This window comes from Bacillus sp. P4_E1 (assembly GCF_056401715.1).
Map to the genome: position 1 here is coordinate 159,611 of NZ_JBFUIV010000002.1, position 12,818 is coordinate 172,428.

At 34.6% G+C, this 12,818-nt stretch carries 3 protein-coding genes; all 3 read right to left on the reverse strand.

Annotation, left to right across the window (positions count from 1 at the left end; translation table 11 throughout):
* Window positions 1–6: 6 nt before the first annotated feature.
* On the reverse strand, window positions 7–381 hold the full coding sequence (locus tag AC1DS7_RS02985; protein ID WP_000794128.1) for a hypothetical protein: 375 nt from the start codon (window positions 379–381) through the stop codon (window positions 7–9).
* Between the two features lie 145 nt (window positions 382–526).
* A complete protein-coding gene (locus AC1DS7_RS02990) occupies window positions 527–1,927 on the reverse strand; it encodes a M28 family metallopeptidase (protein ID WP_002089791.1) in 1,401 nt (466 codons plus the stop codon).
* Between the two features lie 496 nt (window positions 1,928–2,423).
* Complete coding sequence (locus tag AC1DS7_RS02995) at window positions 2,424–12,092, reverse strand: SpaA isopeptide-forming pilin-related protein (protein WP_476998776.1); 9,669 nt, start codon at window positions 12,090–12,092, stop codon at window positions 2,424–2,426.
* Between the last annotated feature and the right edge of the window lie 726 nt (window positions 12,093–12,818).

A 12,818-nucleotide genomic window follows, 5' to 3' on the forward strand; every position in this document is an offset into this window, starting at 1 on the left:
TCTTTTCTATTGAATAGTATAAGTAACAGAAAAGCTAACAGGACTATAGTAAACGTAAGGTGCATGAAATTGAACGTACATATTTCCATCTGTTTTTGCAGTGAAAATTCGGCCGTAACCATCAGAATAACGCCCAATAAGGTTATGATTTGAGTCATAAACACTGTAACTAGGAGTTTTGCTGTTAGGTTGAATTGTTAGCTCTTGTCCCTTTTGAAGGAAAATAGGTTCTTGTTCAGAACTAGCTCCAGTTTGCAAAGAATAAAATTTTGTAAAGCTTTGTTCTTGAGCGGCAGCAGCGACTTTTGTTTCAGGAATAAACGCGGTAGCGCCAGTAATTCCTGTTAAAGTTAATGCGCCGGCTAAAATCATATTTTTCATAGTAGAAAAGCCTCCTTATTAGTTGTAATCATTTTTGTTACAGTTAATATTGTATACGATAATGAATAGGAAAAAATATGCTTTTATGCATATATATTTTTTCTCAATAAAAGACCACTAATTAAATCAGTGGTCTTTTAAATGATTAAGCAGCTTTTTGTTCAGTTTGAGCAACAGGTTTTTGAAGGGTGTTATAAACACCAGTTCCGATAACTTCTAATGCCATTTTCATACGTTCTGGTGAAATGTTCTCAAATACATTATCTTGAGGCGTGTGATATACCTTTTCGATATGATAGATTAATGGATTCCAACTATCGACACCCATCCAAATAAATAGTGCAGAAGGAATACCCACTTCAGCAAATGGTACGTGATCACTAGAGCCGAATTTTCCTTGAAGAACGAGATCATTATTTAATTGTTTACCTGCTTGTAAGGCAGCATCTGTTACAAGGTTCGTTGATCCATCAGGAGTCATTGCATATAAATTCTTTGCTTTATCATAATTTGTTGCAACCATATCTGCGTTAAAGACACCTAAAATTCGATCACGTTCTTTTTGGGACAGACTATTAACATAATAATCAGAGCCAAGTAAGCCAGTTTCTTCAGAACCAAAAGCAATAAAACGAATTTCTTTATCAGTTTCTACATTTTGAAAAGCACGAGCTAATTCTAATACTAATCCTGTACCAGAAGCATTGTCATTTGCCCCAGGTGCTCCAACGACACTATCATAGTGTGAACTTACAACAACAGCTTTTTCATTACCTGTACTATTTTTTGGTTTCTTTTTAGCGATGACATTTAAGGATGTTAAATTAGATTCATGTCTCGCTTTTAGGGAAAGAATTGTTGTCTCTTTTTTAGCGATTTCTTCTTTAAATGCATTTCCTTGAGCATAAGCAAGACCGAAGACAGGGATAGCCTGTTTTTTAGTTAAGCGAGGATTGAAAGTTTGTCCATAGTTTCCGCGTCCGCCAATTAAGCTGTATAAAAGAACACCTTTTGCCCCTTTACTAACAGCATTTTCAACCTGTTTATTATAATCTGCTACTGTTGCACCTCTTTCGAATAAAACAATTTTTCCGTTTACCTCATTTGGAATATCGTCTAATTTTGTACCACCTTGAACAAAGATAAGCGGAGCTGTAACAGCTTCTGTAGAAATTAGTGCATTTGGAGCAGCACCAGCTTGCCAATTACGCTTTGTCCCTAATGGTGATTCGATAAATCCAACGTATTGATCCGGCACTTGAAAGGGCTGATACTCTACTTCATATCCCATTGATTTAAGCTTCATACCAACATAGCGAGAAGCCCATTCTTCTGATTTTGTACCACCCGGACGGGGACCGATTGTTTCGGATAAGAAACGGATATGCTCGATGGCGCGGTTTGCATCAACTTGTTTTGTAATAGGTGGAGTCTGTGTAATTTCTGACGTGGAATCAGCTTTTGCTTGCCCGATTGGAGCTAAGCTAACGGCGAGTGATACAGCAAGCAAGGAGCTTACTATTTTTTGTTTCAGTGATTTTCTCATTTTTTCCTCTCCCATTCTTCTATTCTCTCTGACTGACAAAAGAAGACGGATAACGACTATATTTTACCTTTATATATCTGAATTTTCAATAAATATATATTGAGAAATAAAAAAACGCTATATGCACATTTGCATATTTTCAGCGGATATATGTATGCTATCATTTTAAATGAAGGTTCGCTTTCTGTTCTGAAGGCTCCTACATTGCATGAATCTAGTGTACCCAAACTTTAGATTATGTAGGGAAAAGGGACCCGTTATAGGGTTTCTTTTCTTTTTTTTTGTTTCAATCATGTGATGGTAACTATGTTTCCGCATTTCATAATTGTCATCAGTGATATATGTAAGGCATCCATATGAAAATACGAGGCTGTTCAAGAGTTTTCCGTACTTTTGGACAGCCTCACCCCGTTAAAAAGACGATACTTTGTGTATCGTCTTTTTTGCACAAAAAAAACAGCCAATCAACTAATAAATTGATTGGCTGTAAAACATATTATTTATAATGTTTTTTACGTTTTGTGGCTAAAATACTTAACAATCCAGCTAGTAGAAGAACGATACCTGCTGCTTGTGTATGATCTTCTTTATGACCTGTATTTGGAAGTTTTTTATCTATATTTCGATCATCTTGCTGTTTGTTTGTCTGTGTTTCAGGATTTCCTTTTTCTAGTTCCTCGGAATTTTCTTTTCCGTGAGTCTCAGGATTTCCTTTTTCTAGTTCTTCGGAAGTTTCTTTTCCTGGTTTCTCCTCTTTATTTGGAGGAGTAATTGGTTTATCATCTCCACCTGGTGAAGATTCGATTTTCTTATTTGAAACTGTAATTTGTAGTGGTGTAGCTTGAGCTTTTTCAATTGTAAAGCTTATCGGTGAAGCATCTAATTGATAGCCTTCAGGAGCCTTTGTTTCCACTAATTGATAATTACCAGGTTTCAAATCATTTACGATTAATTTACCGTGTTGGTCTGTTTTTAGGCCTTCTCGGATTATTTTTCCATCGTAGTCTAAGATATTGAAAATGGCACCTTCAAGTGTTCCACGGTGATCAATATCAACTTTAGTTAACTCAATTGAACCTGTTGTTAAGCTATTTAAAGCTTTAACAGAGGTAACCCCAGATTGTCCCTTCGTAATTGTGAAAGGAATTGGCTTAGCACTTAAATCATAGCCAGTAGGAGCTTTCGTTTCAACGAACTGATAGTCTCCTGGACGTAAATCAGAAACGCTAATTTTCCCATCTTTATCAGTAGTTAAATCAGTACGAACATCATTGCCGCTTTGATCAACGATTTTAAAGATAGCACCTTCAAGAGTAGAGTTGTCAACGTCATCGACTTTAGTTAATTCAACAGCGCCCTTCGTTAAGCTATTCGTAGCAGTAACAGAAGCTTTAGCCGTTTGACTCTTTTCAACAGTAAACTTGATAGGGTTTTGATTTAAGTCGTAATGAGTAGGAGCCTTTGTTTCAACGAATTGATAGTCTCCTGGACGTAAATCAGAAACGCTAATTTTCCCATCTTTATCAGTAGTTAAATTAGAACGCACGTTGTTGCCGTTCATATCAACGATTTTAAATACTGCGTCTTTAAGAGCAGTACCATCAACATCATCCACTTTAGAAAGTTCAACAGCGCCTTTCGTTAAGCTATTCGTAGCTGTAACGGAAGCGACTTTTTCTTGTCCTTTTTTAACTGTGAACTTAATAGGTGTTTCGTTTAAGTCATAGTGATTAGGAGCTTTTGTTTCGATAAACTCATAGTCTCCTGGTGGTAATTCATCCACAACTAAACGGCCATTTTTATCAGTAGTTAAATCAGTACGGACGTCATGTCCATCCTTATTAACAATTTTAAATACCGCACCCTCAAGTGTTGTGTTTTCTTCAACATCATCCACTTTAATTAACTCCACACTACCTTTCGTTAAGCTATTTGTAGCTGTAACGAAGACATGTTTTGTTTGACTTCTTTCAATTGTGAACTTAATCGGATCTTCATTTAAGTCATAATGAGTAGGAGCTTTCGTTTCAATAAATTGATAGTCTCCAGGTTGGAAGTCTTTAGCGATGATTTTTCCATCTTTATCGGTAACTAAATTTGTACGAATATCGTTACCGTTCATATCAGTAATTTTAAATACTGCACCTTCAAGTAGTTCTTTCGCATCTAAAGAGTCAACTTTCGTTAATTCCACGCCACCCTTAGTTAAGCTATTTTTAGCGGTAACAGAAATATGAGTTGGCTGGCTTTTCTCGATAGTGAAAGGAATCGGCTTTTTATTTAAATCATAATCTTTTGGAGCTTTCGTTTCTACGAATTGATAATCTCCTGGACGTAAATTAAAAGCAGAAACTTTCCCGTCTTTATCAGTAGTTAAATCCGTGCGAATAACTTTACCTTTCGCATCAATGATGTTAAATACCGCATTAGAAAGTTTTGTGTCTGGATTTATATCATCAACTTTAATTAACTCTACTGCACCTTCAATTAAGCTGTTAGTAGCAGTGACTTGTAGCTGTTCTTTTTGGCTTTTCTTAACTGCAAATTTAATTGGTGTATCATTTAATTTATAGTGTTCAGGAGCTTTCGTTTCAATAAACTGGTAGTCTCCCGGACGTAAATCAGGAACAGCAACTTTACCATATGCATCTGTCGTAAGATCAGTGCGAACATCATTACCGTTCATATCAACAATTTTAAATACAGCACCTTTAAGGACAGTACCATCAATATCATCTACTTTAGAAAGCTCTACCGCACCTTTTGTTAAACTATTTTTAGCAGTAACAGAAATCGGTTCAGCTTGTCCTTTTTCAATTGTGAAAGGAATCGGTTCTTTATTTAAATCGTAGTGTTTCGGAGCATTCGTCTCGATGAATTGATAATCACCAGGACGTAAGTCAGAAACGCTAATTTTACCTTGTGAATTTGTAGTAAGCTTCTCGCGAATTACAGTACCCTTCATATCAACAATGTTAAATACTGCGCCTTCAAGAGTAGTACCATCGACGTCGTCCACTTTAGTAAGGTCCACGCCGCCTTTTGTTAAACTATTTTTCATAGTAACAGTAGCGATATCTTTCTGGCTTTTCTCAACTGTAACTACAATTGGCTTTTTGTCTAAATCATAATGTTTCGGAGCCGTTGTTTCGACAAATTGATACGTACCAGGACGTAAGTTTTCAACAATGATTTTTCCTTCACTGTTCGTTTTTAAATCCGTTTTAAGTACTTTCCCGTTTTGATCTAGTAAATTAAACACAGCATCGGCAAGTTTTGTTTGATCGTTTAAATCATCAACTTTAATTAATTCGATACTACCTTGTTTTAAACTATTTTTAGCAGTTAAAGAAATAGTTTTTTTCTGTCCTTTTTCAATAGTGAAACCAATAGGCGTTTCATCTAAAACGTAATGCTTTGGAGCTTTCGTTTCGATGAATTGGTAATCACCAGGACGTAGGTCGTTAATTTCGATCTTCCCTTTACCATTTGTAACAAGGTCTTTATGAATTACAGTACCCTTCATATCAACAATGTTAAATACTGCACCTTCAAGGGTAGTGTCATCGATGTTATCCACTTTAGAAAGTTCCAATGCACCTTTTGTTAGAGCGTTTTTAGCTGTAACATGAAGAATTTCAGTTTGGCTTTTCTTAATTGTAAATTCGATCGGTTTTTTATTTAAATCGTAATGTTCAGGAGCTATTGTTTCCACGAATTGATACGTACCAGGACGTAGATTTTCAACAACAATTTTTCCTTCATCATTTGTTTTTAAGCCTTCTTCAACTAGTTCTCCGTCTGCATCTAATAAATTAAATACAGCGTTAGCAAGTTTTGTATCGATATCAATATCGTCAATTTTAGTTAATTCAACGCTACCTTTTGTTAAAGTGTTCTTACCTGTAACAGTAATCTTTTTCGTTTGACTTCTTTCAATTGTAAATGGAATCGGTGTTCCGTCTAACACATAATGTTCAGGAGCCTTTGTTTCAATAAATTGATAGTCTCCAGGGCGTAAGTCAGAAACAGAAATTTCGCCGTTGTCGTCTGTAACAAGGTTTGTATGAACTTCCTTACCGTCCATGTCAACGATTTTAAAGATTGCGCCTTTCAGCATCGTACGATCGATGTCATCGATTTTTGTTAAAGTGACAGCACCTTTCGTTAAGCTGTTTTTAGCAGTAACGGTAATATTTTCTTTTTGACTTTTTCCGATAGTGAACGGAATAGGGTCTTTGCTTAAGTCATAATCTTTTGGAGCTTTTACTTCAATAAATTGATAATCTCCCGGACGTAAATCAGAAGCGGTAACTATACCGTTCTCATCAGTCGTTAAGCCTTTGCGAATTACCTTTTTAGTGTCATGAGCGTCAACGATTATAAATTCCGCACCTTCAAGTGTAGTGCTATCAACGTCATCTACTTTTGTTAAAGTGACGCCACCTGTAAGTAAACTATTTTTTACAGTGACAGGGATAGGAAGATCTTTCTTGCTACCTTTTTTAATCGTGAACTTAATAGGTGTTTGATCTAATTTATAATGTGCAGGGGGTTCTGTTTCAATAAATTGATAATCCCCTGGTGCTAAATCAGGAATAACTAATATTCCGTGTTCATCTGTTGTTAAATCTTTCATAATTTCCTTGCCAGTTGCGTCTTGTAATGTGAATACCGCACCAGCAAGAGTTATATTGCTTTCCACATCATCTTCTTTAATTAGTTTAACTTTACCTTTCGTCAAGCTATTTTTAAATGTAAGTGGAAGGAGTTCTTTTTGACTCTTTTCAATTGTAAATTCAATAGGCTCTATATTTACATCGTAGTAAATAGGAGCTTTTGTTTCGACAATTTTGTATTTGCCAGGACGTAAATCTTTTACTACTAATTTTCCCTCTTTATCAGTAGTAAGGTTTGTATGAACGTCTTCATCTTTGTCGTTAACGATTTTAAATACGGCATCTTCAAGTTTTTCTTTATCGTTTAAAGAATCTACTTTCGTTAATTCAATACCGCCTTTAGTTAAGCTGTTTGTAGCTGTAATAGATTTTGTAGCAGTTTGACTTTTCTCGATAGTGAAATCAATCGGTTTCTTGTTTAAATCATAGTTTTCAGGAGCTTTTGTTTCGATGAACTGATATTTACTAGGACGTAGTCCAGAAACAGCTATTTTCCCTTCTTTGTTAGTAATAAGGTTCGTATGAACATCTTTTCCATTTTCGTCAACGATCTTGAAGACTGCTCCTTCAAGAGCATTCCCATCCACATCATCCACTTTTAATAGTTCAACATTACCCGGTACTAAACGATTTTCTGCTGTAACAGTGATGATTTCTTTTTGACCCTTCTCAATTGTGAAGTTGATAGGTTCTGTGCTTAGTTCATAATGCCCAGGAGCCTGTGTTTCAACAAATTGATATTTGCCAGGACGTAAATCAGAAACCTTAATTTTCCCTTCAGCATCTGTAGTTAAGTCAGTACGAACATCTTTTCCTTGTTCGTCAATAACCTTGAAGACTGCACCTTCTAGAGGTGCTTTCTTATCAACATTATCAACTTTTACTAATTCAGCGTCACCTTTCGTTAAACTGTTCTTTGCAGTAACAGAAACGAAGGAGGTTTGACTTTTTTCAATAGTGAAATCAATCGGTTCTTTATTTAATTCATAGTACTTAGGAGCTTCTGTTTCGATAAATTTATATTTACCAGGCTCTAAGTTTTTAACGATTAACTTTCCATCTGATCCTGTTTTTAAGTTTTGTTGAAGTGTATCGCCTTTTTCATTGACGATTTTAAATACCGCACCTTCAAGAGTTACATTTTCTTCAACGTCGTCAACTTTCGTTAAAGTGACGCCACCTTTAATTAGGTTATTTTCTGCTTTGACAGAGACCGCCTTTGTTTGTCCTTTTTCAATTTCAAACTTAATAGGTGTCGGGTCTGTAACGTAATGAAGAGGAGCTTGTGTCTCAACAAATTGATATTTGCCAGGACGTAAGTCTTTTACTTCAATATATCCATCTTTATTTGTTGTTAATTGTTCATAGCCAGGGATTACTTTACCTTTTTCGTCTTGTAAGCTAAAAATGGCACCTTCAAGAAGTTTCTTATTCTCATCAAATTTCGTTAAGATGACTGAACCCTTCTTCAGACTATTTTTAGCAGTTACATTAATTACTGTTGTTTGATCTTCTGAGACAGTAAACCAGATTGGTTGGCTATTCAGATCATAATGAACTGGAGCTTCGATTTCTTTTAATTGATAAGTTCCAGGTTTCAATGGATCTACAGTAATTTTTCCATTTTCATTAGTTGTTAATTTTTCGTAGCCAGGAATTACTTTGTTATTTCTATCTAGTAAGGCGAAAACTGCACCTTTAAGTGTTTCGTTATTGTTCAGGTCATCAACCTTTGTAAGCACAGCTTTACCAACGAATTTCTTATTGCTAAGTTTGTATGTTGTCGTTTCTTGTGAACCAAGTTCAACAAGTCTGCCTTGCTTTAAATCCCAGCTAATTACATAGCCTGCTGGGGCCTTCGTTTCTTTTAATAAATATTTATCGCGTTTTAAGTTATTAAACTTAGCGATACCATCTTTGTCTGTTGTTATTTTACGGATAACAGTTTTACCCGTGTGATCGTATAAAGTGAATTCTGCACCGGCTAACGATATTTTTTTATCTTCATCATCAACCTTTATAATTTCAAGGTTTCCGCGGCCTTTGGTAGCAGAGCCCCCACCAGAACCGGAAGACATTCGAACTTCAATCGTTTCAGTAGTTTCAGTATTTTTTACTGTTAAACTATTACCTGCGATTTTTGCTTTATTACTCACTTTTTCTTTATCGTCCGCATTAATAAATGAGCGGTATTCTAAAATATAAGCTCGATCAATTTTTTTCAAGAAGGCAATTTCGAAATGTTGCTTTCCGGTCTTATTATCTGTTGTGATCGTTAACTTATAGTCTGTTCCTTTTTTTAATTCATTTGCTGTATCTTTTGTTAAATTCCCATATGGATCAACAGTAGTCGGGTATAAGTGGAATGAATCTTCCACAAGCACTTGATTATCTGTTGGATCGTCTGTTACAACCGCGTCTGCGATGGTTGATTGGCTTTCATTAATTGCGATACTCCAATTAATATAGTTGTCGTCTTGTACAGCTTTTTTTGTGACGAAGCTGCCACCTTTATTTACTTGAGCATCACCTTTAAGAGTGTTAACAATTTTAGAGCCATCTTTTAAATCGGCCTCGTTGTTGTATGTAGCTTGGATAAGCTCACCATCAAGGCTTGTTTTAAAGATAATATAATAAGGTGAATTAATTGATTGTTTGAAATGAACCTTTAGGGTGTTGTTATTTTTATCTGTAGGTTCTTCAAGTTCATATTGCTCAGTTGGTACAGCATTACCAGGTCTTGCATTATCCGGGCTTCCATTTAAAATCATGTCACGTACTTCAATGGATCCTGTTACTAACTTTTGTTTATCCTTTATTACGTCTATGACATAAGGATCTTTAATCTCAACATTATTATAATTGAAGCCTATTATCCAAGTAATTTCCTTTGTTTGGGCGTTATAAGAACCGTATTTATACCCATTCGCCTTTGTGAAAGTATCAGGATCAAAATTCGCTGCATCTTTATTTGATTGTGGCTTAGAATTGGTATCTATCCAAGATAAGTTACCTGTATTTTTAAATGAAGTTTGGCCACTTTCTAATTTTGTATAATCAAAGTCTGTAGTATATTTTACGACTAATGTCTTTGTCATATTAGACTGATATGTACCTATAAGAGTAATATTGAAACCTTTATCCGTCACATCTAAAACATAGTCAGTCCCAGCTTGAAGAGTATAATCTCCGTCTTTAATTTCTAGTTTCTTATCTTTTAATTGCAATCCACCATGATCAAAGGTATCCGTAATGGTCGCGTTGTTTAATGGATAGTTGTTATTATTTACTATAATTGTCCAAGTTGTTGTTTTGTCTTTGTAGTTTGTTTCAGCTTTATTATTAGATTTAATAATGTTTTGCTGCTTGAAGCTAGCCTCATTTTCTTTACTTGAGCCATTATCTGCGGTAACTGTATTTTTGACTTTTCCATCTTTTATGACTTTATCAGTTGGCTTTGTTTTATAAGTGATTACATAAGCACTGTTAATATCTTCATTAAATTGTAAATCGAACCCATTGTTCTTTTTGTTTACAGTGTAATTATTAGCAGTATCACCAGTCACAAGTTTTCCTTTATCATCATAAGCAGCATTTTTTACGACAATGGAATTTTCATCAAGTTCATGTGTATTGTCAAAAATATCTTTTAAAAGCGCATCTGTTTTTTTGATATCTCTTTGATCGCCATTGTAAGTAATTGTCCATTCGATTGTTTGTGTCTTTGGATCATATTTACTTGTTTTATCTAAATGTGTACCACGAGATACAGTTACAGTGGCATTTGCTTTTTGTTGGGACTGATTATCGCTTGTTATCGTGACATCATTTCTGAAATTCGTTGCATTTTCATCGGTGATTTTTGTTGCATACTCAATTTGATACGCTTGATTGATTTTATCCTTAAAAGCAATCTCTAATTTTGAACCATCAGATGAAACGATTTTGTACTCACTTGGGTCAGCTTCCGCACCACGTTTTACGTTCCCGTTAATATCCACATCTAAATGATAAACTTTAATAGAGTCTCTATTTAGGCTTGTACCTTGTGGAATATTATCTTTGAAAACAGCGTTTGTAAGGGTATCCTTCGTTTTATTCATTTCTACTGTCCAATTAATTTCATTTGTATTAATTGGTCTATCAGGCAATCCTTTTTTGTTCGTAGCTGTTTCTATATTTGGTTTGAAATCAATTGTAATAGAAACATCTTTATCCTTAATTGGGAAAGGAATTTCCTGTGTTGTTGTCCCTTTAATTTCGTCTTTATTGAACTCTGTTTTTAATTTAAGATTACCAACAACATCTGGATGGGTTTCAACATATTCGTTAAATGTCATGGTGACTTTCCCATCTTTTGTAACGATAAATTCCCCAATCACATTATTTTTATCATCATATAAGGGGCTCTTAATTGTATTGTAAATCTTAAAATGTTTCGGAAGATCAAAAATATAGTAATCTCCACTTTTTACATTCATTGATTTTAACAGCTCCCATTCAAACTCAATGTTGGCAGGGGAATCTGTGCTCGGACGATTATCATCGTTATTAAATGGTTTCCCATCCTTGTCCGTCAATTTTACACTTGTTAAAATTTTCTCCGTTATTTGTTTTGGAGATGGATCCGGATTCTCAGTAGGGTTGTTAACTGACTCTTGTTCCGGATTCTCAGCAGGCTTGTTAGCTGTATTTTGTTCCGGATTCTCAGCAGTTTTGTTAGTTGGGTCTTGTTCTGGATTCTTAGCAGGTTTGTTAGCTGCGTTTTGTTCTGGATTTCCAGCAGGTTTGCTAGCTGTGTTTTGTTCTGGATTCTCAGCAGGTTTGTTAGCTGCATTTTGTTCCGGATTCTCAGTAGCAGGCTTAGCTGGATCTTGTTCTTGCTTCCCGGTAGCAGGTTTAGCTACATCTTTTTCAGCTTCTTTAACCGGTTGTTCTTTATCTTTAGTATCTTCCAATTGAACAGGAACGGATATAGAATGAATCATCGTACCTAAAGGAAAAGCAATTTGAACTGATTTTGTATCGGATTTTAAAGTTGGATTAAATACAGTTTCAAGTTTAATTTTACCTTTAGCATCTTTTGAAGTTTCTACTTGATCATTAAATATTAGTTTCAGTTTGTTATCTTTAGCTGTCACAAAATATTGACCAATATGTTTTTGATCAACCACCAAATCTCCTTGCGTATCTTTAGATACTTTTAATGCAAGTGGTATTTGAAGCACTGCTGTATCGTTTGCATGTAAAACTTGAGAATCTTTTATCGACCAAGCATATTCTAACTGAATGGTTGATCCTATCTTTATTAAGTTTTTAGGATTTAATGCTTCGTCAATAATATGACCAGTTGCATCTTTCATTTCAACAGTGTCAAATAAAGAAGTTTCCTTTAACGTTTCAGCTTTTGCTTGATTGTATGGGAAACTAATAAACTGTGAAAATAGTACAAATACAATTAAACATATATTAAAAAGTTTTTTCATTTTTCCTCCCTTGAACATTCATTTGTCCATTGGGGACTTATTCCATATGAACAAATGGAATATAAAAAAGTTATTTGTTATAAGCTATTTGTTTTTACTATCCCTCCGTTTCTATACACGTTCTCTGATAAAAACAAATTATGTTCAAAGTAATATTATGTATAACGTAAAACAAAATGCATATTCAAACAGTTATATGGAATGAAATATGCATAATTCGACAAAAAATGTCGAAAAAACACTGATAAAAGGAACAATATCAGCCCTTTATATGTGAGATGATTTTCATGTAAAGTTGGTAAAAAAGAATGGTTATAAAGGTAAGCTTTACGATACATGCTAACCAAAGTAATGTATCCCATTGTGAAGGCCAGTTTTTCGCCTTAAAGTTATGTGGAAATAAAAATCTAGATAGGGTTGATTTTGGTCAGGATGAAGACAATATGTACTTTGAACATAGTTATCTGTTTTGTCAAAAGAGAGTTGTACGCTTAGTGGACCGAAGTTTAGGTATTATTGTTCCTTACATATTAAGCGAATATAAGTTGTTTAGAATATTCGACTAAATCATTTCTCCGGTCATTTTTGAAGTTATTTTACACAATAAAAAGAAGGTATTTCAAACTATAGTGATATCATCTTTTGTTAAAGATAATTATKAATAACCTCCGCTAAAGATTATATACTTAAATGATAAAGAGTTCAATAATATTTCATATATTTTCC